The organism is Acidobacteriota bacterium, assembly GCA_040752915.1.
In the GTDB taxonomy this organism is placed as follows: domain Bacteria; phylum Acidobacteriota; class UBA4820; order UBA4820; family DSQY01; genus JBFLVU01.
Window position 1 is genome coordinate 15,259 of record JBFMHB010000008.1, and the last position, 22,268, is coordinate 37,526.

The window sequence follows — 22,268 nt, forward strand, 5'->3', positions numbered from 1 at the left end:
GAGCGGGTGATGGAGCAGCTCGGACAAGAAGATCCCAAGAGCACGCAGCGTTTTGTCGTGGCCATGGTGGTCATGATGGCCCTCATCGGGGTCTGGTCCCTGTTCACGGGAACGCGCCAGGGTTCTCCTCCCGCCCCCGCGCCCGTCCCGGCCGCCCAGGGGGGCGCGAGGCCTCCTGCGGAGTCGCTGGCGGCCCCTTCGGTGGAGGCCGCGGGGCCCGCGGCGAGCGCCTTGACCGTGGCGGATACCGCGGAACGGCAGATCACCTTGGAAAGCGAGGACCTCCGGCTGGTCCTGAGCAACCGTGGCGCCGTTCTCACCCGCGTAGAATTGAAGAAGTACCGGTTGAAGGACGGACCCCTGGACGAGCTCGTCTCACCCCTGTCGGCGGCTTCGGGGCGGTACCCCCTCGCGATCCAGTCGGGGACCAAGGCCTTCGACGATGCCGCCGGACAGGCGTTGTTCCACGTGGAACAACGCACGGGACCGGCGGGGGAGAAGGTGGCCGAATTCTCCTGGTCGGACGGGAAGGGAAACGCGGTCCGGAAGGTCTTTACCCTTCCGGGCGCGGGCTACCTCCTGGGATTCGAGGCCTCGGCCGAGATGGACGGCAAGGCGCTTTCACCGGTTCCGCTGGCCTGGGGACCCGGCTTCGCGGCCCTGAACGCGCAGCAGGCCAAGAACCGGTATTTCCAGCAGGAGTACGTGGGCTTGCTGGAGGCGGGGAGCTTCAAGAAGGTCAAGCGCGCCGACAAGGTGACCGGGGACAAGGCGCCCGTCACCGACTCCTACGGGACGAAGGGTCCCATCGCCTGGGCCGCCATCAGCAACAACTACTTCGCCGCGGCGCTCCTGCCGGATGCCCCGATGCCCTGGGTGCGGGTGGTCACCGAAGCCCTTTCACCCGAGCTGCAAAAGGTCCATCCGGCGGAAAACGACATCACGCTGGTGGCCGGATTTACGGGGAAGGGGAGGCTCTTCCTTGGACCCAAGCAGTGGGGGCTTCTTTCGGGCGTCGCGGACCAGTTCAACCGCCTCACCGACTGGGGATGGCTCACCCCCCTGTGCGGACTTCTCCTGTGGGGCCTGAAGAAGCTTTACTCCTTCGCGGGAAACTACGGGATCGCCATCATCCTCATCACCTTGCTGATCAAGGTCGCGTTCTATCCGTTGACCCAGGGCTCCATGGTGAAAATGAAGCAGATGGGCGACACCATGAAGCGCCTCAAGCCCCAGGTGGACCGGATCAAGGCCAAGTACAAGAAGATGGGAAAGGACATGGCCACCCGGCAGAAAATGAACGAGGAGATGATGGCCCTGTACCAGAAGGAGGGCATCAATCCCCTCGGACAGATGAGCGGGTGCCTCCCGCTCCTCCTGCAGATGCCCATCTTCTTCGCCCTCTTCGAACTCCTCCCCAGGGCGATCGAACTCCGGGGCGCCCCCTTCTTCGGGTGGATCCAGGACCTCTCGATCCCCGACCCCTACTACGTCACGCCGCTTCTGATGGGCGCCACCATGATCGTGTCCACCCGGATGTCGGGTTCCCAGGGCCTGGAGGGGGCTCAAAAACTCATGCTCTGGTTCATGCCCGTCATGTTCACCTGGTTCTGCCTTTGGGCTCCCGCGGGACTGACGGTCTACTGGCTCGCCAACAACGTCCTGACCATGGGGCAACAGGCCCTCATCAACCGTCAGGCGGCGGCCCGGGCCCTCGAGGCCGAGAAGGCCCGAAAGTCCACGCCGAAGGGGCCGTCCCGTCCCTCCCGTGCCTGATCTGGGAGGGACCATCGCGGCGGAGGCCACTCCCCCCGGGAGGGGCGCCGTTCGGGTGGTGAGGATTTCGGGCCCGCTGGCCGGGCCTTTTCTTGAGAGCCACTTCCACCCTGTGGGTCCCCCGCCCTCCGAAGCCCCCCGGCGGTTGTGCCTGGGAGAGTTGCGTCGGGAGGATGGAAGGCCTCTGGACCGCGCCCTGGCGGTCCTTTTCCTGGGGCCCGATTCGCTCACCGGCGAGGACGTTGCGGAAATCCAGGTACACGGGTCTCCGGGGGTGGTTCGAGGGTGCCTGGATCTCTGCTTCCGATTCGGGATCCGGCAGGCGCGCCCCGGGGAGTTCCTCTGGAGGGCCGTGAGCCTGGGTAAGATGAGCCTGACGGAGGCGGAGGCGGTGGACGCCATGGTCGCCGCGGATACCGAGGCCCTCGCCCTGAGGGCGGCCTCGGCGCTGGGCGGGCGCCTCGCCGGGCGCCTGTCGGGCCTGAGCGCGCGGTTGCTGGAGCTCCGGGCGGCCTGGGAGGCCCGGCTCGATTTTCCTGAGGAGCTGGGGGAGGCGGCCTCCCCGCAGGAGACGGCGGAGCTCGAAGGGCTGGCCTCCGGTCTGGCCGCCCTCGCGCGGGAAGGGGAGATCGGGGCCAGGATGAAGCGGGGCTGGAGCGTGGCCATCGTGGGGCCGCCCAATTCCGGCAAATCCTCCCTGTTCAACCGGCTCCTGAGCCGGGAGCGAGCCCTGGTGACGCCCCATCCCGGAACCACCCGCGACGTGCTCGAAGAGACGCTGGAAATCGGCGGCCTTCCCCTCGTCGTGAAGGACACGGCGGGGGTCCGGGAGGCCGTGGGCGAGGTGGAGGGCCTCGGCGTGGAGCGCGGTCTGGAGGCTGCGGCGGCCTCGGATGGCACCCTTCTGGTTTTCGACGCTTCGAAGGGGTGGGGGGAGGAGGAGGAGGCCGTTCTCGCCCGCCTCGAGCGCCCTCCCATCCTTACGCTGGCCAACAAGCGGGACCTGTGCTCCGCTGGGCCGACCCACCCGGGCGCCCTGCCCGTGAGCGCCCTCACGGGGCAGGGCCTGGATGAGCTTGTGGGGGCCCTCAGGGCCTGGATGGGGGAGGTTCCCCCGACGGGAGGGGAAATCCCGCCCGCCGGGGAGAGGCAGGCGCAGGCCGTGTCCAGGGCCGCCGCCGCCGTGGCGGAAGCCCTCCAGGGACATCGTGAAGGCGTGGGGCTCGAAGTCAGTCTGAGCGCCCTTTCCGCGGCCCATCGGTGGCTTCGAGAGGCCCTCTCGGGTGAGGGATCGGACGAGGAGCTCTACGAACGCATCTTCTCCCGCTTCTGCATCGGGAAGTGAGGCGCTCCATGGCGATCCGGCGCGAGACACCCGATGCGGCTCCTTGGGGATCCGCCCGGATTCCGGGGGGGGGCCTTTCATGAGGTCGTGCGACGCCGTGGTCGTAGGGGGCGGCCACGCCGGGGCGGAGGCGGCGAGGGTGCTGGCCCGAAAGGGGCTCGACACGGTCCTCCTCACCGACTCCCTCAAAGCCCTCGCCCTCATGTCCTGCAACCCGGCCATCGGAGGCCTGGGGAAGGGCCACCTCGTCCGCGAAATCGACGCGCTGGGCGGACTCATGGCGCGGGCCGCCGACGACACGGGGATCCACTTCCGTCTCCTGGGGGCCAGCCGGGGTCCCGCCGTGCAGGGGCTGAGGAGCCAGAACGACCGGGAGGCCTACCATCGAGCCGTCCGCGCCATTCTGGAGTCGGTCCCAGGGCTTCGGCTCCTGGAGGGGCGCGCCGTGGGGGTCCTTGTGGAAGGGGGACGGGCCGCCGGGGTGGGGCTCCTTGGAGGCGGAACCCTCCGGTGCCGGGCCGTGATCTTGACGACGGGCACCTTTCTGGGAGGCCTCATGCACCGGGGGGACGAGCGGACCCCGGGCGGGCGGGTGGGGGAGTTTGCGGCGGTCGAGCTTTCCGAGTGCCTCCAGCGCCTGGGTCTTCCCCTATTCCGGCTCAAGACGGGCACTCCGCCCCGATTGAAAAAGGCCAGCGTCCGATGGGACCGCACCACCCCTCAGGAGGGAGACCGTGACCCCGAGCCCTTCTCGGTTCTGAGCCGGCCCTTTCCGCGCCTCCCTCAGGTGTCCTGCCACCTGTCCCGCACCACTCCGGAGACCCGAAAGGTCATCCTCGGGGCCCTTCACCGGTCGCCGCTGTTCACGGGGGCCATCCGCGGCCTGGGTCCGCGGTACTGTCCGTCCATCGAGGACAAGGTGGTTCGCTTTCCCCACAACGAGACCCATCAGGTCTTCCTGGAGCCCGACGGAATCGCGTCGGAGGAGATCTATCCAAACGGGCTGTCCACTTCCCTACCAAGGGATGTCCAGGAGGCGCTCGTCCGGACCGTTCCGGGGTTGGAGGAGGCGGAGTTCGTGCGCTACGGGTACGCCGTGGAGTACGACGCGGTGGACCCCAGGGCCCTGTCCGCCACCCTGGAGGCCAAGCACGTCCCCGGTCTGTACCTGGCGGGACAGGTGGTGGGAACCACGGGGTACGAGGAAGCCGCGGGGCTGGGCTTCTGGGCGGGCCTGAACGCTGCGCGCGCCCTTCGGAAGGAGGCGCCCTTTCTGCTCGGGCGGGAGGAGGCGTACCTGGGCGTGATGGTGGACGACTTGGTCACGCGGGGGGTCCTGGAGCCATACCGAATGTTGACTTCCCGGGCGGAATTCCGCCTCCTCCTGGACCGGCATTCCGCCTACCGGCGCCTGGCGGGGAAGACCGAGGCGGACGGACTTGCGTCCCCCGACGATCTGCGGATCCTGCGGGAGAGGGAGGCCAGGGTGGCCTCGGTCCTGGCGGATCTGGAGCGGATTTCCGCGCGAATCGACGGCGAGGGCGTGTCCCTCGCCAGGCTGTTGAGTCGTCCCGAGGAGTCCCTGGCCTCCGTGGCGCGCCACTTGGAGGCGGTCGCCGCCCTGGATCGACTGGAGGTCCACTACGTGGAGTCGGAGGTCAAGGGCCGGGGATACCGGGACCGCGAAAAGGCCGAGGCGGCAAGGCTGAAGGGCGCGCGTGCCCTGCGGCTTCCCCGGGATCTGGAGTACGGGGCCATCCCGGGACTGAGCCGGGAGGTGGTGGAGCGGCTTACGGCGGTCCGCCCCGAGACGCTGGACCAGGCTTCCAGGATTCCGGGCGTGACGCCCGCGGCGCTCCTGCGGATCCGTTTCGCCCTGCCAAGGAGGGGAAGACTTGAGCGCGGATGACAGGATGGCCCTCTACCTCGAACTCCTCCTTTCCCGAAACGCGGGGGCCGGGCTCACCGCCTTCCGGGACCGGCAGGAGGTCCTTCGCAAGGGCATCGCCCCATCGCTTCAGGGGGAGCCGTTCCTGCCCAGGGGGGCCACCGTTCTGGACGTGGGGAGCGGGGGAGGGATCCCCTCCCTTCCCCTCGCCATCCACCGGCCCGATCTGGGGTTCGTCCTGTGCGAACCTTCGGGGGCCAAGGCGCAGTTTCTCCGGGAGGCCGTGGGCCTGTTGGGCGTGTCGGCCCAGGTGCGGTGCACCACGGTGGAGGAGGAACTTTCGCGCGGCGGGACCTACGGGGCCGTGACCGTGCGCGGGGTTCGCCTGAGGAGGGGACTGCTCAAGCGACTCGCCAAGGCCCTGGAGCCGGGCGGCTCGTTGCTGGTCTGGACGGGCGGGGATCGGGAGGCGCTCTACGCCGCATGGCTGCGGGCGCTCGGAGCGGACGTGCGGCGGATCGACATCCCCGAGGCGGGAATCGCCCTGCTGGCCGCCACTGTTCCACGTGGAACAGTGGCCCCCGGGGACCGGGACCCGCATCTCTGAGCGCCGTCCGGCGGGCTTCCCGGATGGCCGTGTCTGTGGTACAAGAGCGGGGGAGGAATCACGTGGGAGACATCATCGCCGTGGCCAACCAAAAAGGCGGGGTCGGAAAGACTACGACGGTCATCAACCTGGGGGCCTCGCTGGCCGCCGCCGAGCGCCGTGTCCTCCTGGTGGACTTCGATCCCCAGTCCAACTGCACCTCCGGAGTGGGGGCCGCCGCAGAGGACGGCCGCACGGTTTACGCCTGCCTCTCCGGATCTCAGGCGCCCGAGGAGGTCATCGTCTCCTGCGGACTCCCCGGACTGAGCCTCCTTCCGGGATCGGTGTCGCTCGCCGGAGCGGAGGTGGAGCTTGCCGTCGCCCAGGACCGGGAGTTTGTCCTGAAGCGCCTCCTGGAGCCCATCAAGGACCGCTACGACTTCATCCTCGTGGACTGCCCCCCCTCCCTGGGCCTCCTCACCCTCAACGCCCTGGTGGCGGCCGACAGCGTGCTGATCCCCATCCAGGCGGAGTTCTTCGCCATGGAAGGGGTGAGCCAGCTCCTTCGCACCCTCGAGCGGGTCCGGGAGTCCCTGAACCCCGATCTGAAGGTGGCCGGCGTCCTCCTCACCATGGTGGACGAGCGGACGAACCTGTCGAGGCAAGTGTCCTCCGAAGTGCAGCGGTTCTTCGGCGGCCGAGTCTTCCGTGTCGCCATCCCCCGAAACGTGAAGCTGGCCGAAGCGCCCTCCTTCGGACGCCCGGCCCTCCTGTACGACGTGGCCTCCCGGGGAGCGCAGTCGTACCTCTTGATGGCACAGGAGCTGCTCGCCCATGCATCCTAAGAACGTCCTCGGTCGAGGACTGGACGCGCTGATCGCCACGCCCGGCCCGGAGGCCAGGCGGGTCCTGGAGGTGGAGATCCATCGCCTGAGACCCAACCCGCGCCAGCCTCGGGCCCGGTTCCAGGAGGAATCCCTCGAGGATCTGGCCCGGTCCATCTCGTCCAACGGGATCCTCCAGCCGATCCTCGTCCGCCCTTCCGACGGCTCCTACGAGATCATCGCGGGAGAACGGCGCTGGCGGGCGGCCCAGAAGGCGGGGCTCCACCGGGTACCCGTCCTGGTCAAGGAGGCCGCCGACGCGCAGATGCTGGAACTGGCGCTCGTGGAGAACCTCCAACGGGACGACCTCAATCCCGTGGAGGAGGCCCGGGCCTACCGGCTCCTCGTGGAGGATCTGGAGCTCACCCAGGAGGAGGTGGCGCGGCGCGTGGGGAAAGAGCGGGCCACCGTGGCGAACATGCTGCGGTTGCTCCACCTCTCCGAGCCCGCCCTCTCCGCCTTGGAAGAGGGACGGATCAGCGTGGGCCACGCCAAGGCCATCCTTTCCCGGCGCCGCAGGGAGGACCAGGCGGCCCTGCTCGACGCGATCCTCCGCCGCGGCCTATCGGTGCGGGAGGCCGAGGCCTTTCGGGTCAGAGAGCCGCGGGGTCCGGCGAACCCGTCCTTGGACCCTGACACGGAGAAGGCGGCCAGGACGCTGGGGCGCCACCTCGGCCTGCGGGTGGAGATCCAGCGGCGGGGGAAGGGCGGCCGGGTGGTCGTCTCCTTCCGCAATGAGGACGAACTCCAGGCCCTGTACGACCGGCTCCTGGGAGAGAAGGGGAGAAATCCATGATGGGAAAGCGGCCCGGCGAGGTGACCCAGGTGGGGGGGATGCTCGGAGAGGGCGTCGTCATGGAGGGGACCCTCACCTTCACGCAGACCTTCCGCGTGGACGGCGAATTCAAGGGCAAGGTGCTCCGGTCGGATCGGCTCGTGGTGGGGGAGAAGGGAAAGGTGAGCGGCGAGCTGGAGGTGAACTCCCTCGTGGTGTACGGCCGGGTCGAAGGGAAGGCCCTCGTGAAGGGCCCTGTGGAAATCCACCCCAAGGGCCGTCTTCTGGGAGAGCTGGAGATGACCTCCCCGCTCCTGACGGTGATGGACGGGGGTTTCGTGGAGGGCACGCTGCGGCTCGCCTCCGCCCGCGGGGCCGAGGCACCGGCGGAGAAGAAGCCCACTCAGGGCGGCGGCGGGAAATGAGCGCCCGACCGGCGGGGGGACCGACCGTTCGAAGGGCCGACGTACCTCCCCAAGTTACGAAGCGGCGCCGGGAGGAGTGGACCAAGCGCCTTCTGGAGGCGGCGGGTGGCCGACGGGGGGTTGCGATCCTCTTCTCGGGGTCCGAGGCGGGGCTGGAGAGCTTCCGCGTATCTCCGAATTTCTACTACCTGACGGGTCTGGATCTGCCCGGAGCCTCCCTCCTCGTGGTTCTCGAGCGGGACCGGGCGGAGGAGACCCTGCTTCTCCCACCGGCCGACCCGGCGAAGGACCGGTGGAACGGACCCGGGCTGGACCCCGGCGGTCTCACGGCCCAGGCGGCGCCCGATCCCAAGCGCCTGCGAGCGATGAAACAGACGGGTTTCGACAGGATCCTGCTCGCGCACCAGTTGGAGGACGCCCTGGTCCGGCCCCTCCGCCAGGCGGAGGTCCTCTTCCTCGATTTTCCCGTGGACGCTCCCGACCCCAGGCCCGACGATCCCGTGGCCCGACGCCTCCTGGATCGGATGCCGTACCTGGCCGTGCTCCACGCGGGCCGCCTGCTCGGAGATCTTCGGCGGGTGAAGGACCCGGACGAACTCGAGCGAATGGCCCGCGCGGCGGCGGCGACGGACGCGGCCCTGCGCACCGTGCTGGGCCACCTGAGGCCCGGCCTGTACGAATACGAGGTGCAGGCCCTGGTGGAATACGTCTTTACGGCCTCGGGGGCGAGGGAACGGGCCTTCGCCTCCATCGTGGGCTCGGGGCCCAACTCCTGCCTCCTCCATTACGGCCAGAACCGGCGCCGGATGGAGGCCGGGGACCTGGTGATCTGCGACGTGGGAGCCCGGATGGGCGGGTACTGCGCCGACGAAACCCGGACCTTCCCGGTTTCCGGGAGGTTCACCCGACGCCAGGCCGAAGTGTACGACCTCGTTCTCGAGGCCCATGATGCGGCCGTCGCCGCGGTACGGCCGGGAGTCCTGGTTCGCGACGTCCACCAGGCGGCCCTCGAGATCATTCGAAAGGCCGGCCACGAGGCCCATTTCTTCCACGGCACCAGTCATTACCTCGGGCTCGAAGCCCACGACACGGGTTCCTACGACCTGCCGCTCGAGCCGGGCGTTGTCCTTACCGTGGAACCGGGCGTGTACATCGCCGGGGAGAGCCTGGGGGTCCGGATCGAGGATGACGTGGTGGTGACGCCCTCGGGCGCCCGCCTCCTCACATCGGCCCCGCGTACGCGGCGCGACATCGAGCGCCGGCTCGCCGCCCGCCGAAGGCGCTGGATCGTCTGAGGCGATCGGCGGAGGGATCCCTCCCCTCCGCCGCCTACTCCACCGTGACGCTCTTGGCGAGGTTCCTGGGCTGGTCCACGTCGGCCCCCCGCTTGACGGCGATGTGATAGGCCAGGAGTTGAAGGGGGACCACGGTCAGGATCGGCATCAGAAGGGGATCCGTTTCCGGGACCAGGAAGACCTCGTCGGCCAGGCCCCTCAGGCGGGCGTCGGCTTCGTTGCACACGGCGATCACCTTGCCGTCGCGGGCCCTGACCTCTTCCAGGTTGGACAGCAGTTTTCCGTAGACGTCGTCCCGGGGCGCCACCGCCACCACAGGGAGGTTCTCGTCGATGAGGGCGATGGGACCGTGCTTCATTTCGCCCGAAGGGTACCCTTCGGCGTGGATGTAGGAGATCTCCTTCAGCTTCAGGGCTCCCTCCAGGGCGATGGGATACTGGATGCCCCGTCCCAGGTACAGGAAGTCCCGGTAGCGGCTGTATCGGCGAGCCACGTCCTCGATCTGGGGCTCCAGGGCCAGGGCCTGCTCCATGAGCCCGGAGAGGGAGGTGAGGGCCTGCAGCCTCGGGCGCAGATCCTCCGAGGAGAGCACGCCGCGGACCTGGGCCAGGTGAAGCGCCAGAAGGCTCAAGGCGGCGAGCTGGGTCGTGAAGGCCTTGGTGGAGGCCACGCTGATTTCGGGACCGGCGTGGGTGAAGAGCGTGCCGTCCGCCTCCCGGGATAGCATGCTCCCCACGACGTTGCAGATGGCCAGCGTGGGGGCCCCCTTGGACTTGGCCTCCCGAAGGGCGGCGAGGGTGTCCGCCGTCTCCCCTGACTGGGAAATGAACACGCACAGGGTGGACGCATCCACGAGGGGGTCCCGGTACCTGAACTCGGAACTGTAATCCACCTCCGCGTGGAGGCGGGCGAGACCCTCCAGGAGGTACCGCGCGCAGAGGCCCGCGTGCCAGGAGGTCCCACACGCCACCAGGAGGACCCTTCGAACCTCTCGGGCCGTTTCGTCCGACAGCCCCACCTCCTCGAGGAAGACCTGTCCCCGGTCCAGCGAGATTCGTCCCACGAGGGTGTCCGCCACCGCCCGGGGCTGTTCGAAGATCTCCTTCTGCATGAAGTGCTTGAACCCGGCCTTCTCGGCCTGGATGGGGTCCCAGGCGATCCGTGTGGGGGACTTGGTCCGGGGCCGGCCCTCGAAATCCGTGAACCGGATGGACTCTTCCGTCACCACGGCGATCTCGCCATCGTCCAGAAACACCATGTCCCGGGTGTGGCTGAGGATGGCGGGGATGTCACTGGCCACGAAGTTCTCGCCGCGGCCGAGCCCGACGACGAGGGGCGGGCCCATCCGGGCCGCGACGATCCGTCCGGGGTCCCTCGCGCTGGCCGCCGCCAGGGCGAAAATGCCCGCCAGGCGTCGAGCCACGGCGCCCATGGCCGCTTCCAGGTCATCCCCCTGCTCCTCGAGCAGGTGGGCCACCACCTCCGTGTCCGTCTCCGTCCGGAAGGTGTGGCCGCGGCCGATCAGTTCCTCCTTGAGGGCCAGGTAGTTCTCGATGATCCCGTTGTGAACGACCACGAGGCGCCCCGCGCAGTCGGTGTGGGGGTGGGCGTTTTCCTCGGTGGGCCTCCCGTGGGTCGCCCAGCGGGTGTGGCCGAGCCCGTAAGCGCCGCGCAAGGGGTTCAGCCTCAGCTTGTCCTCCAGGTTCACGATCTTCCCGGCGGCGCGCTCGGTCCGGAGGCCGTCCCCTTCGAAGACGGCGATGCCCGCCGAATCGTATCCCCTGTACTCGAGCCGCTTGAGCCCGTCCATCAGGATGGGCACCGGGTCCTTGGGGCCGATGTAGCCCACGATCCCGCACATGACCGCCTCCTGAAACGAGTATACGCCGCCCCCGCGCCGGGCTCCGCCGACGGGGTCAGCAAGGACCGCTCCCCATCGGCCGGCGGATCAGCGGCCTCGCGCCTTCTTCCGTTCGGCCCACCCCTCCACGTTTTTTTGCGGAACCCGCGAGATGGCGAGGGCTCCGGCGGGAACGTCCTTCGTGACCGTGGCGCCCGCGCCGATGTACGCGCCGTCCCCGACCGTGACGGGGGCCACGAGCTGGGTGTCGCTTCCCACGAACACCCCTTCGCCCAGGACCGTCGGATGCTTCATCCGGCCGTCGTAGTTGCAGGTGATGGTTCCCGCGCCGATGTTGGAGCCCGCGCCCACGGTGGCGTCGCCCAGGTAGGAAAGGTGGTTCGCCTTGACCCCCTTGCCGAGGCGGGCCTTCTTGGTCTCCACGAAGTTCCCAAGGTGGACCCCCTCCTCCAGAACCGTCCCCTCCCGGGTGCGGCTGAAGGGGCCCAGGATGCAGCGGGGGCCGACGGCGGTCCTCTCGAGAACGCAATGCTCCTTGATCAGGGTGCCCTCCCCGATCTCGCAGTCGGTCAGGACGCTGAAGCTCCTCACCTCCACCCCCGACTCGAGGCGGGTGGTGCCGCACAGGCGGACGAAGGGATGGAGGACGACCCCCGCGCCGAGCCTCACTCCGGCCTCGATCCAGGTGGAGGGGGGATCCATGACCGTTGCTCCCGCCTCCATCCACCGCCGCACCAGGTCCTCTCGGAGCCGTTGGGTGGTGCGGGCCAGCTCCTCCTGGGTGTTGATTCCGAGCCAGTCCCTCGGGTCAGGGGCGGCGAAGAGGGAGGCGGAACGGCCCTCCCGGTGCAGGAGGGCGAAGAGGTCCGTCAGGTAATACTCTCCCTGGGCGTTGTCCCGGCCCACCCGTTCGAGGAGAGCCCAGAGGCCGGGGGACCGGAAGAAGTAGACCCCCGAGTTCACCTCGGTCAGCGCCCGCTCCTCCGGCTTGGCGTCCCGCTCCTCCACGATCCGGACGAGGGATGCCCCGTCCCGCAGGATCCTGCCGTACCCAAAGGGCCGCTCCAGGCGCAGCGTGACGACGGCGGCCGCCTCTCCCGAGCGGTGGAAGGTGTCCCACATTCCCGCCAATGCGTCGCCCGGAAGAAGGGGGGCGTCGCCGGGCACGAGGAGGACCTCGGCCGGGCCCTCGGCCTCGATGGCGTTCCGGCAAGCCATGAGGGCGTGGCCGGTTCCCAACTGTGGCTCCTGAACGACGCAGGTCACCCCGCAGGAAGAGAGCGCCTCCTGGACGGCTTCGCGCTGGTGGCCCACCACGACGAAGGTGCGGTCCGCCGAGAGGGTTTCCAGGGACGCGAGGGTCTGGATCGCCATGGGCCGGCCGAGGACGGGATGGAGAACCTTGGCCCGAGGGGATTTCATGCGGGTGCCCTGGCCCGCGGCCAGGACGACGACGAGGCGTTTCATGATGTCTCCTTGCTCCACGCGAGCCGGCCCGCGCAGTAGGTGGCGGCGAGCTGGGCCTCCCCGTAAGGGTAGAAGAGGTGAAGGTAGTCCGGGGCGTCCCAGAGGGTGAAATCGGCCCGCTTGCCGGCCTCGAGGGATCCCACATCCTCATGCAGGCGCAAACCGTACGCGGCGTTCAGGGTCACGGCCCACAGGGCCTCCTCGGGGAGCAGCCCCATCCCGAAGACGGCGAGGGCGCAGACGTGAAGGAGGTTGGTCGTGTAGCTGGAGCCGGGGTTGCAGTCCGTCGAGAGGGCGATGGGGCACCCGGCCTCGATGAAGGCGCGGGCGGGGGCATAGGGCTTTCTCAGGTAGAACGAGGTCCCGGGAAGAAAGGTGGCGCACACGCCCGCCCGGGCCATGGCCTCGATTCCCCGAGGGGAAGCGGCCATGAGGTGGTCGGCGCTCACGGCACCCACCTCCGCGGCCAGGGCCGCGCCTCCGGTGTCCACGATTTCGTCGGCGTGGAGCCGGGGAAGAAGCCCCAGCTCCTTGGCGGCCAGCAGGATGCGCCTGGACTGGTCGGGGGTGAAGGCGCCGTCCTCACAGAACACGTCGCAGAATCGCGCAAGCCCCTCCCGCGCCACGCGCGGGAGGAGGCCGTCCACGAGCAGGTCCACGTACTCCGAGGGGGACTCGCGGAACTCGGGAGGAACGAAGTGGGCCCCGAGGAAGGTCGGGGTCACCGTCTGCGGCCCCTCGCCGGCCAGGCGCCGGATGACCTCCAGCTGCTTGATCTCGTCGGTCTCGTTCAGTCCGTATCCGCTCTTGGCTTCGAAGGTCGTGACGCCGTGGCTCAAGAACCGGGCCGCCAGGCGCCGGGCCGAGGCGTGAAGCTCGTCGGCGGAGGCGTGCCTCACGGCGGCCATGGTGCTCAAGATGCCTCCTCCGGCACGGCCGATTTCCATGTAGGTGGCGCCCTCGAGGCGCAACCGGAGCTCGTGGGCCCGGTCCCCCAGGAAGGGAACGTGGGTATGCGGGTCCACGAGACCCGGCAGGAGGGTCCCCTTTGGCAGGGCCACCCGCTCCCGGGCGGAGGCGTCATGCACCTCTTTCCAAGGCCCCGCGAAGGCGACGCGGCCCCCGCGGACGCCCAGGGCCCCGGGGGAGAGGGTGGGAAGGACCTTCAAGGCGGCGCCGAGGCGCGGAGCGGGACCCGCGCAGGGGACCAGGCAGCCGACGGGACCCACGAGAAGGTCGAAATCCGCCGCCATCAGCCCTCCCGCCCCATGGACGCCACGTTGTCCCGGGTCTTGGATTCCTCCAGCGCCTCGACGAGGGCCAGGATCCGGGCCGTGAGGTCCCGCATCCCCTGGAGCATGGATTCGCGCTCCATCCTCAGGTCGAGGATCTGCCGCTCCACGGCGTGGGCCCGGACCTGCGCCTGCTGGACGAGGGCCTGCCCGCGGACCTCCGCCTCCTGGACGGTGCTTTGGGCCTCTCGAAGGGCCTGGGCTTTGATGTCGTCGGAGACCTTCTGAGCCGTGTACAGAGCATCCCGGAGGAGCCCTTCCCGGCGCCGGAATTCGTCGAGGGCGCTCTGGAGGTGCTCCACGTCCTTTTGGAGGCGCTGGTTTTCAAGGGTCAGGGTTTGGTAGGACTCGGCCACGGCCTGGAGGTAAAGATGCACCTCCTCCGGGTCGAATCCCCGGAAGGTCCGGCGGAATACGGCGGTCTGGATTTCGATGGGGGACAGGGGTTTGCGCGTCGTCATCAGGGCCTCCTGGGACCGAAGAGGGCGGTCCCGATGCGCACGAGGGTGCTCCCCTCCTGCACGGCCACGGGAAAATCGTGGCTCATCCCCATGGAGAGCCACCGCATGCATTCCGGTTCCGGGTGGAAGGACCTCAGGCGGCCAAAGAGATCGGCCAATCTGCGAAAATGCGGGCGCGACGCTTCCGGATCTTCCCCCAGGGGGGGGACGCCCATGAGGCCCGTCAGCCGGAGCCCGGGAAGGTCCAGGATCAGGCGGGCCAGGTCCCCCGCCTCCTCCGGAGGCACCCCTCCCTTCTGCGACTCTTCGCCCAGGTTCACTTCGATCATAACCTCCCGGACGAGTCCCTCCTCCTCCGCGATGCGAGAAAGGCGCCGGGCCAGGATCGGGGAATCGACGCTATCCAGGCTGTCAAAGAGCCGGAGGGCCCTCCGGACCTTGTTGGCCTGAAGCCGCCCGATGAAATGGAGCCGCACCCGATCTCTGAGGTCCTCGGGGAGTTCGGCCCAGCGTGCTTCTCCTTCCTGGACGCGGTTCTCTCCGAACATCCGGACCCCGAGGTCCGCCGCGGCGGATACGTGGGCGGCGGGTTGAGTCTTGACCACCGCCATCAGGTGCACCGATCCGGGAGGCCTCCCCGCCCCCGCCGCCGCCGTGTCCAGAGCCCTTTGAACGGCCGCCAAGCGGCCTTTTAGCTGTGTCGCCGGCGTCTCCATGGCCCTACAGTAGGAGACGGGCGCTTGACAAGTCAAGGAATGGGGCGCGCGTCCCCCAAGAAAGGCCTTGTGTTTGAAGGAGTTGCGAAGCAAAGAAAGAAGGCCCTTCCTCCCTCTTGCCCCTTCGCCGTTTGCCCGGAGGGGCCATCTGCCCTATCCTGAAGGGCCGGAGGTTCAGGTGCCCAGCGGATCCACCCTTCGCTACGACGGACTGCTCATGGAGGACTTCCTGGCGGTCTTGAACCATCGGGGCGCCGGCAGCGCGGACGGGCTCCCCCTGCCCCAGCACCTCAAGGAGGCGCGCATCGAGTCCACCTGGACGGCCGGCGTCCTCGGCGCCACGTCCCTGACTCTCTTTCTCCTGCAGGAGCAGGACGCCCTTTCCGGCCGGAGGGAGGTGTTCGTACTCCTCCACGGCGAGGGGAGGGCCTCCCGGCCCCTCCGGGACCTCGCCCTGCATCTGCGGGCCTATCTGAAAACCCGGGGGATCGCCAGCCTTCTCCGGATCGACCCGCGGTACGGCCTTCTCTGCGGGAGCGCCCTGGAACCGCTGGACCCTTCGGTCCAGTGGGACCGTCCCACGGTGTACGCGGCCCTCTACCTCACCGACGATCCCGCCTCTCCCTCGCTCGCCGTCATGGAGTACGTTCCGATCACCCTCCAGGGGACATTCCGGGAGATCTTCCTGAAGTACAACGGAGTGGAGCCGGCACGGTCCGGGATCCTGGCCAGCGCCTTCCGCCGATTCGCGGGGGGAAAGCCGCCCTCCTCCTCTTCCGCCGGGAAGCTCTCCTACGGAATGGTGGCCACCCTGGCGGCCTTTCTGGCCCGGGAAGGCGGCAAGGAGGCGCGCCTGTCCCTCATTTTCAAGGACCTCTCTCCCCTGGACGCGCGCACGTGCCTGCTGGATCCGGACCGGGCCACGTACCACCCATCGGGGAACGACCGTTTCTTCGCCTCCCTCGGGGAACTGGCGTGAAGCGCGCGGTGACACGGGCCGGCATCCTCCTGGCGTGCCTCGGGGCCGTCCCCCTCGGGGCCATGGAGCTCGTGGTCTTTCAATCCGAGCGCTCCCTCGTGGCGGAGAGGGTGGAGCCCTCCGACGGCCTGGTGGTCCTTCACCTGCCCGGCGGCGGGCAGATGGGCGTGCCCGCCGAGTCCATTCTCCGTCGGTACGAGGGCTACGTTCCTCCGCCCAACCTGGAAGACCCCGAGGCCATGCTCCCTGAATCCCTTCCCTTTCGAGATCTCATCGCGCGCTACTGCCAGGAGAACCAGATCGACTGGAAGCTCGTGGCGGCGCTCATCCGCGTGGAGTCGAACTTCAATCCAAGAGCCGTCTCCCCCAAGGGCGCCCAGGGCCTGATGCAACTGATGCCCGGGACCCAGAAGGACCTCGGCGTCCAAGATCCCTTCTCCCCTGAAGAAAACATCCGCGGGGGCGTGGCCTACTTGAAATGGCTGCTGGACACCTTTCAGGGAGACCTCGAGCTCACCCTGGCCGCCTACAACGCCGGCGTGAACCGCGTTCAGAACCTGCAGGCGGTGCCGCCGATTCCCGAGACGCGGGCCTACGTCGCCCGTATCCTGGCCCTGTATCCGACGCTTTGAGGGGGGGCTCCGGTCCGGGGGGAGGAATCGTGGGACCCGTGCTCCATCTGAACACCGAGGCCACTTACCGGGGGGGAGAGGTCCAGACCCTCGGACTTCTGCGGGAACTGGCGAAGGCGGGCGGCCGGGGGTTCCTCGCCGCTCCGGCCGGTGCTCCCCTGGCCCGCAAGGCCGCCGAACTCGGGGTGGAAGTGGCGTCCTGGAACCCACGGGGGGAATGGGATCTCGCGGCGGCTTGGGCCGTCCTGAGGGAGGCTCGGCGATTCGGGGCGCGCATCCTTCATGCGCACACGGCCCACGCCCTCACCCCCGCCCTCGTGGCGGCGGCCCTGGATCCTCGTCTGAAGGTGGTGGCCACCCGCAGGGTTTCCTTCCCCCTCCGCTCGAGACTTTCCCGGATCAAGTACGGGCGGGCCCATGTCGTGGTGGCGGTGAGCGGAACCATCCAGGAAGCGCTGGAGGCCTCCGGAATCGCACCGGATCGGATCCGGGTCATCCACAGCGGCGTCGACTTGGAGCGCTTCCGGGACCTGCCGGGAAGAGACCAAGCGAGGCGATCCCTCCACGTCCCTCAGGGCGCGTTCGTGGTGGGCGTGGCGGCGGCCCTGGCTCCCCACAAGGGCCATGCCCGGTTCCTGTCGGCCCTTTCGCCCCGGCGGGGCGGATTCTCCGACCTCCACCTCCTCCTGGCGGGAGACGGGCCCTGCAGGGGGGACCTCGAGGCGATGTGCGCCCGCGAGGCGCTTCCCGTGAGGTTCCTGGGTCATCTGGACGACCTGCGCGCCTTCTATGGCTCCCTGGACGTTCTGGTTCTGCCCTCCCTGTCCGGCGAGGGGTCGCCGGGCGCGGTGAAGGAGGCCGCCGCCGCCGGCGTGCCCGTCGTGGCCTCGGAAGTGGGCGGCGTGGCGGAAATCCTGCGCCACGAACGCGAAGCCCTGCTGGTCCCCCCCGCGGATTCGGAAGGTCTTTGGGAAGCCGTCCACCGGCTGGCGCGGGATTCTCGCCTGAGGGAGGCCCTCGCGTCCGGAGCGGCCCGGCGGATCCTGGAATTCGGGATGGACCGGATGGCGGGGGCCTACGCCCGGCTGTACGCAGACCTCACGATTCCCGCGCCCGGGGGCGGAGGGCCGTCCACCGGGCGTAGGGAAACAGGCGGCGGAGATACCGGCGGAAGAGGCCCGGGTCCACGGGGTGGGTGAAGACCGCGGAAATGCCCAGGGATTCCAGCGATTCCAAAGTGTCCACGTCCTGGCCCTGCACGAAGGCCGCCAGACGGACCTGCGCCGTCTCGGGCGTACGGGCCAGGCGCCGGAGGGTTTCCATTCCGCCCCAGCGGGCATCGGACAGGTCCATCGCGATCACGTGCGGACGGAAGGTCAGGAGGGCGAGCCCCCCCTCGAAGGCCGACGGCGCCACCTCGACCTCCAAATCGGGGCTCCAAAGGGCCGTCTCCTGGACCACGGGGAGGCTCCCCTCGGAAACCAGGAACAACACCCGCTTGGATCCGATGACGAAGGCCTCCGGCACGGGCATGGCGTGGGCCTCGAGGAAGGAATCCAGGTCGCGGCGGCGGATGCGGTGGTGCCCTCCGGGCGTCTTGAAGGCCTCCAGCTCTCCCGTCCGGATCCAGTTGCGAACCGTGTAGGGGCTGACGTTGCAGTAACGCGCGGCCTGCCACGTGGTGAGCAGCACCCTGGAGGCCATGGCGTCACTCACCGCGGACCGGGGCGGACTCCTCCGTGAGTACCCGCCCCTGGAGCACCCCGCCGTCTTCCACCTGGATGTGGGGGGAGCGAACGTCTCCCGTGATGCGGCCCCCCGCGGCGAGGCGCACGCTCTCGGATCCCCAGATCATCCCCTCCACCGTGCCCTCCACCACCACGTGCCGCGCGCTCACGGGGCCCCGGACCCGGCCCCCGCGCGCGACGCGCACGGAGGCGGTGGATCGGATCTCGCCTTCGAGGGACCCCTCCAAGAGAAGGTCCTCCTCGGTGCGCAAGCGTCCCTTCACCCGGGCCGCGCCATCGATCACGGTTTCCATGCGACCCTCCATCCGGCACTATACCTCGGGCGAGTCTCCCGTAGAAGCGGGCTTGGTGGCCCGGCCGGGCCCGTCTATACTGGTCTCATGCGCAGGGTAGGCAGGGTGCTGATCACGGGGTTTCTCCTCCTTTTGCCGTTCCTACCCGGACGAGCTCAGGAGGCATCGTCCGGAGAGGGGCCGAAGGCGGACCCGATCCTCATCGGGGTCGCCCTCTCGTGGGACCGCGACTTCGACCTCATCTACGACTGGGAGACCCCTCCCGAGCCTGAGCGGGCCGTGGCCGGGCGGCGGAGGGAGGGCTACGAACTGGAACGCAAAGCCCTGGAGGACCGGCTCGCCGACCTCACGGCGCGGATGGCCGCGGTTCAGGGGAGCTACAGCACCGAGGCGCTCCTGAAGGAGATGCTGGCCCAGGACGTGGCGAGCCTCCAAGAGGTCCAGGACAACCTGAGGAAAGAAATGGCCGACACCGAACGGAGGATCAAGGAGGTGGACCAGGTCCTCCGCCGCCTGGCCCAGGAGGCGAAGCCTTGAACCCCCGCGTCCTTCTCGCGGAGGACCGGGCCAGCCTCCGCAGGGCTGTGGCGGAGGTGCTCGTCCGGGAGGGATTCGAAGTGGTGGAGGCGGCGGAGGGGCGCGCCGCCATGGCCATCGTGGAAGAGGGCGGGTACGATCTGGCGCTGCTGGACCTCAAGCTTCCCGTTCACACGGGGCTTGAACTACTTCGGGCCAGCAGGGACCGCTGGCCTCTCGCCCCCGTCGTGCTCCTCACGGCTTACGGATCGGTGGAAACGGCCGTGGAGGCCATGAAGGGGGGCGCCGCCGACTTCCTGAGCAAGCCCGTGGATCCCGACCACCTTCTGCTGGTCGTGCGCAGGGCCCTGGATACGGTGCGGCAGGGCCGCGTCCACGAAGCCCTTTCGGCGGACCTCGACCGCATCGCGGCGTTTCGCCCCATCCGGGGGAAAAGCCGGCTCCTGTTGGAGGCGCAGGAGCAGGCGGCCAGGGTGGCGCCGACGTCCACCACGTGCCTCATCCTCGGGGAGACGGGCGTGGGCAAGGAGCTCTTCGCCCGAGCCATCCACGACGCGGGCCCGAGGCGAAATCAGCCCTTCGTGGCCGTGAATTGCGCGGCTCTTCCCGAGACCCTGCTCGAGAACGAGCTCTTCGGCCACGAAAAGGGGGCCTTTACGGGGGCGCACGCCTCGGCTCTCGGGAAGATCGAATACGCCCACGGCGGCACGCTCTTTCTCGACGAAATCGGGGAGATGGGCCCCGCCCTCCAGGCCAAACTCCTGAGGGTCCTCGAGGACAAGTCCTTCACCCGGGTCGGGGGGACGCGGCCCATTCGGGTGGATGTCCGGGTCCTGTGCGCCACCCACCGGGACCTCTCCCGGATGGTCCGGGACGGTAGCTTCCGGGAGGACCTCTTTTTTCGGGTGAGCGCCTTTCCCATTCGGATTCCCCCCTTGAGGGAACGCCCCGGCGACGTGGAGGACCTGGCCGAGCATTTCCTGGTACACTTCCGGCGGGAGTTGGGCCGCCCGGCCCTCTCCTTCACGCCGGAGGCGATCTCCTGGATGAAGTCCCAGCCTTGGCCGGGAAACGTCCGGGAACTCATGAACCGCGTGGAGAGGGGAGCCATCCTTGCTCCGGCGGACGGCCTCATCGGCCCCGAGATTCTCGCGGGCGGTCGAATGCCCCCACCCGGGGGGACGGACCCGCCGCCCGTGCAGGAGGAAGATCCGGAGGCCTGGCTCGAAGCCGAGGAGCGGTGGAGAGCCCGGGAGGTCCTCCGACGTTGCGGGGGGGACCGGCGCAGGGCCGCGCGGCTGCTGGACTGGACGGGAAGCCGCCTGGAAGCGGCCCTGGCCAAAGAAGAGGCGGGGGGCGAGTGAAACCCCGAGCCCCGCGTACCCGTTTAAACGTGATTGCAGGAGGAGTGTGCCCATGAGCGAGAATCCAACATCCGCCCCCCGACGCGTTCGCTGGGGCCTCATCGTCGCCCTCGTCGTGGTGGTCGGCCTGGTCCTCGCCGTCGTCCTGGCCCTGGCGGGCTTCGCGTCCCTCATGAAGGGACCCGCGGTTTCGGTGAAGCCGGACTCCACGCTGGTCATCGCCTTGGACCGCCCCCTCCAGGAACTTCCGCCCAACCCTCTCTTCACCGAGTTTTTCAAGATCAAGGTGTACTCGGTCCATGAGGTGGTGGCGGCCCTGGACCGGGCGTCCGTGGACGACCGGATCACCGGCGTCCTTCTGGATGTGGGCGCCATCCCTGCCGGTTTCGGCAAGATCCAGGAAATCCGTGCCGCCGTCGAGCGCTTCAAGAAAAGCGGGAAACCGGTGTGGGCCTACTTTGAGAGCGCGGGCAACGGGGGCTACTACCTGGCCTCCTCGGCCGACAAGATCTTCGCGCCGCCTTCGGCCAACCTGATGCTGACGGGCCTGCTGGCGGAGATTCCCTTTTACCGCGGAGTACTGGACAAGATCCGCGTGGAGCCGCAGCTCTACCACATCGGGGATTACAAGTCCTACTCCGACACCTTCATGCGGAAAGACATGACGGAGGCCCAGCGGGAAGCCACGAACGCCATCCTGGACAGCCTGTACGGCCAGATGGTCCGCGGCATCGCGGAGGGGCGGAAGGTGACCCCCGAATCCGTCATGGCGAAGGTGGACCGCGGATTCCTTTGGGGGGCCCAGCTCAAGGAGGAGGGCCTCGTGGATGACCTGCTCTACCGGGACCAGGTGGAGGAGGCCCTGAGGAAGGCGAACGGGAACGAAGAGAAGTGGAACCGTGTGGAGATGGACCAGTACATCAAGGACCACCGGGTGGACCCGTCCTCCAAGGCTCGAAAAACCGTCGCCCTTGTGCTCGCCAGCGGTGGGATCATCTCGGGCGAAGGGGAAGGGTCAGACGGCGGCTCCGGTGGTAACGTGGGCTCCGCCACCCTTGTGAAGTGGTTGAGGAAGGTCGGAGAGGACAAGGGCGTGTCGGCCGTGGTGCTTCGGGTGGACAGCCCTGGCGGATCCGGCCTGGCGTCGGACATCATTTGGCGCCAGGTCCAGGTTCTCAGGAAGTCCAAGCCCGTCGTCGTGTCCATGTCGGATGTGGCCGCCTCCGGGGGCTACTACATCGCCATGGGCTCCGACGGGATCGTGGCCCAGCCGGGAACCATTACGGGTTCCATCGGGGTGGTGTCCGGAAAATTCGTCCTCAAAGGGCTCTACGATTGGATCGATTACAGGGAGGAGATCCTGAAAAGGGGGGCCAACGCCGACATGCTCAGCTCCGGCGTCCGGTTCTCCCCGGAGCAGGAGAAGATCATCGAGGGGCAGATGAGGGCCTTCTACCAGGACTTCGTGGCCAAGGCCGCGGAGGGCCGCAAAATGTCCTACGAGGACGTGGACCGGGTGGCCCAGGGGCGCATCTGGTCGGGTGAGGACGCCCTGAAGATCGGGCTCGTGGACCGCCTGGGCGGGATCCCGGAGGCCATGGACCTGGCCAAGGAGAAGGCGGGGATCCCCAAGGACGAGCGGGTCCGGGTGCGCGTGTACCCGCGCCCCAAGAGTTTCTTCGAGTCCTTCCTGGATGGGGGCGCCGAGGAGGTGGTTCGGGCGAGGCAGATCCGCGCCCTTCCGCCTGAACTGGCCACGGCCTACGCCGAGTACGAGCAACTCAGGCCCCTCGCCTCCGAGCCGTTCGTCCTGGTGGCCCCGGCCGGTTTGCCCGGGGCGCTGGCCGGTCCCGCCCGATGAGGACCTGAGGCCGCCCCGAGGGAATGGAAGGGGCGTCCAGAGGGTTCCCTGATCAGAGCGCCGCAACCAGGCCGTCTTTCTCC

General features: G+C 68.8%; 21 protein-coding genes. 14 read left to right on the forward strand and 7 right to left on the reverse strand.

Translation table 11 applies throughout. From position 1 onward, the window contains the following. Positions 1-9: 9 nt before the first annotated feature. The 8 genes from yidC to AB1824_02830 all read left to right on the forward strand — a co-directional run bounded on the left by yidC (position 10) and on the right by AB1824_02830 (position 8,974). Entirely contained in the window at positions 10-1,776 is a 1,767-nt protein-coding gene (gene yidC / locus AB1824_02795) for a membrane protein insertase YidC (GenBank protein ID MEW5763881.1), read from the forward strand. Continuing rightward, positions 1,769-3,121 (forward strand): tRNA uridine-5-carboxymethylaminomethyl(34) synthesis GTPase MnmE, encoded by a 1,353-nt coding sequence (gene mnmE, locus AB1824_02800; protein ID MEW5763882.1) that lies wholly within the window; start codon positions 1,769-1,771, stop codon positions 3,119-3,121. The genes yidC and mnmE overlap by 8 nt, the downstream gene beginning before the upstream one ends. Before the next feature lie 79 nt (positions 3,122-3,200). Next, positions 3,201-5,030, forward strand: a complete 1,830-nt coding sequence (gene mnmG, locus AB1824_02805) for a tRNA uridine-5-carboxymethylaminomethyl(34) synthesis enzyme MnmG (protein ID MEW5763883.1) — start codon at positions 3,201-3,203, stop codon at positions 5,028-5,030. Beyond that, entirely contained in the window at positions 5,017-5,616 is a 600-nt protein-coding gene (locus AB1824_02810) for an RsmG family class I SAM-dependent methyltransferase (protein MEW5763884.1), read from the forward strand. Before mnmG ends, AB1824_02810 begins: the two co-directional genes overlap by 14 nt. A gap of 62 nt (positions 5,617-5,678) precedes the next feature. Then, positions 5,679-6,440, forward strand: a complete 762-nt coding sequence (locus AB1824_02815) for an AAA family ATPase (GenBank protein ID MEW5763885.1) — start codon at positions 5,679-5,681, stop codon at positions 6,438-6,440. After that, on the forward strand, positions 6,430-7,275 hold the full coding sequence (locus tag AB1824_02820) for a ParB/RepB/Spo0J family partition protein (GenBank protein MEW5763886.1): 846 nt from the start codon (positions 6,430-6,432) through the stop codon (positions 7,273-7,275). Before AB1824_02815 ends, AB1824_02820 begins: the two co-directional genes overlap by 11 nt. Beyond that, positions 7,272-7,679, forward strand: coding sequence for a polymer-forming cytoskeletal protein (locus AB1824_02825; GenBank protein MEW5763887.1), 408 nt, complete (start codon positions 7,272-7,274; stop codon positions 7,677-7,679). The genes AB1824_02820 and AB1824_02825 overlap by 4 nt, the downstream gene beginning before the upstream one ends. Further along, positions 7,676-8,974: a Xaa-Pro peptidase family protein gene (locus AB1824_02830; GenBank protein ID MEW5763888.1), complete on the forward strand. Its 1,299-nt coding sequence runs from the start codon at positions 7,676-7,678 to the stop codon at positions 8,972-8,974. Before AB1824_02825 ends, AB1824_02830 begins: the two co-directional genes overlap by 4 nt. A 34-nt stretch (positions 8,975-9,008) precedes the next feature. Here AB1824_02830 and glmS read toward each other — a convergent pair whose 3' ends face one another. The 5 genes from glmS to AB1824_02855 all read right to left on the reverse strand — a co-directional run bounded on the left by glmS (position 9,009) and on the right by AB1824_02855 (position 14,738). Beyond that, positions 9,009-10,835 (reverse strand): glutamine--fructose-6-phosphate transaminase (isomerizing), encoded by a 1,827-nt coding sequence (gene glmS / locus AB1824_02835; GenBank protein MEW5763889.1) that lies wholly within the window; start codon positions 10,833-10,835, stop codon positions 9,009-9,011. Positions 10,836-10,922: 87 nt separating this feature from the next. After that, positions 10,923-12,302 carry a bifunctional UDP-N-acetylglucosamine diphosphorylase/glucosamine-1-phosphate N-acetyltransferase GlmU gene (gene glmU, locus AB1824_02840; protein MEW5763890.1) on the reverse strand — a complete coding sequence of 460 codons (1,380 nt, stop codon included), beginning with the start codon at positions 12,300-12,302 and terminating at the stop codon, positions 10,923-10,925. Continuing rightward, positions 12,299-13,555, reverse strand: coding sequence for an imidazolonepropionase (gene hutI / locus AB1824_02845; GenBank protein ID MEW5763891.1), 1,257 nt, complete (start codon positions 13,553-13,555; stop codon positions 12,299-12,301). Before hutI ends, glmU begins: the two co-directional genes overlap by 4 nt. Next, positions 13,555-14,055 carry a DivIVA domain-containing protein gene (locus AB1824_02850; protein ID MEW5763892.1) on the reverse strand — a complete coding sequence of 167 codons (501 nt, stop codon included), beginning with the start codon at positions 14,053-14,055 and terminating at the stop codon, positions 13,555-13,557. Before AB1824_02850 ends, hutI begins: the two co-directional genes overlap by 1 nt. Continuing rightward, positions 14,055-14,738 carry a YggS family pyridoxal phosphate-dependent enzyme gene (locus AB1824_02855; GenBank protein ID MEW5763893.1) on the reverse strand — a complete coding sequence of 228 codons (684 nt, stop codon included), beginning with the start codon at positions 14,736-14,738 and terminating at the stop codon, positions 14,055-14,057. The genes AB1824_02850 and AB1824_02855 overlap by 1 nt, the downstream gene beginning before the upstream one ends. Before the next feature lie 211 nt (positions 14,739-14,949). Between AB1824_02855 and AB1824_02860 the strand changes: the two genes are divergently transcribed. From AB1824_02860 to AB1824_02870, 3 genes are read left to right on the forward strand one after another with little or no spacing between them, the layout of a single operon-like run. Next, entirely contained in the window at positions 14,950-15,750 is an 801-nt protein-coding gene (locus tag AB1824_02860; protein MEW5763894.1) for a hypothetical protein, read from the forward strand. Continuing rightward, positions 15,747-16,382, forward strand: coding sequence for a lytic transglycosylase domain-containing protein (locus AB1824_02865; protein MEW5763895.1), 636 nt, complete (start codon positions 15,747-15,749; stop codon positions 16,380-16,382). Before AB1824_02860 ends, AB1824_02865 begins: the two co-directional genes overlap by 4 nt. Positions 16,383-16,411: 29 nt before the next feature. Further along, positions 16,412-17,581, forward strand: a complete 1,170-nt coding sequence (locus tag AB1824_02870) for a glycosyltransferase (GenBank protein MEW5763896.1) — start codon at positions 16,412-16,414, stop codon at positions 17,579-17,581. Here the strand turns inward: AB1824_02870 and AB1824_02875 are convergent. Both AB1824_02875 and AB1824_02880 read right to left on the reverse strand, forming a co-directional pair. Then, on the reverse strand, positions 17,481-18,086 hold the full coding sequence (locus AB1824_02875; GenBank protein ID MEW5763897.1) for a helix-turn-helix domain-containing protein: 606 nt from the start codon (positions 18,084-18,086) through the stop codon (positions 17,481-17,483). The genes AB1824_02870 and AB1824_02875 overlap by 101 nt on opposite strands. 4 nt (positions 18,087-18,090) lie before the next feature. After that, the gene (locus AB1824_02880) at positions 18,091-18,423 is read right to left on the reverse strand and encodes a polymer-forming cytoskeletal protein (protein ID MEW5763898.1); all 333 of its coding nucleotides are present in this window, start codon (positions 18,421-18,423) and stop codon (positions 18,091-18,093) included. 105 nt (positions 18,424-18,528) lie between these two features. Between AB1824_02880 and AB1824_02885 the strand changes: the two genes are divergently transcribed. From AB1824_02885 to sppA, 3 genes are read left to right on the forward strand one after another with little or no spacing between them, the layout of a single operon-like run. Then, on the forward strand, positions 18,529-18,960 hold the full coding sequence (locus AB1824_02885) for a hypothetical protein (protein MEW5763899.1): 432 nt from the start codon (positions 18,529-18,531) through the stop codon (positions 18,958-18,960). Then, positions 18,957-20,324, forward strand: a complete 1,368-nt coding sequence (locus AB1824_02890; GenBank protein MEW5763900.1) for a sigma-54 dependent transcriptional regulator — start codon at positions 18,957-18,959, stop codon at positions 20,322-20,324. Before AB1824_02885 ends, AB1824_02890 begins: the two co-directional genes overlap by 4 nt. Before the next feature lie 52 nt (positions 20,325-20,376). After that, on the forward strand, positions 20,377-22,185 hold the full coding sequence (sppA, locus tag AB1824_02895) for a signal peptide peptidase SppA (GenBank protein MEW5763901.1): 1,809 nt from the start codon (positions 20,377-20,379) through the stop codon (positions 22,183-22,185). Positions 22,186-22,268: the final 83 nt, after the last annotated feature.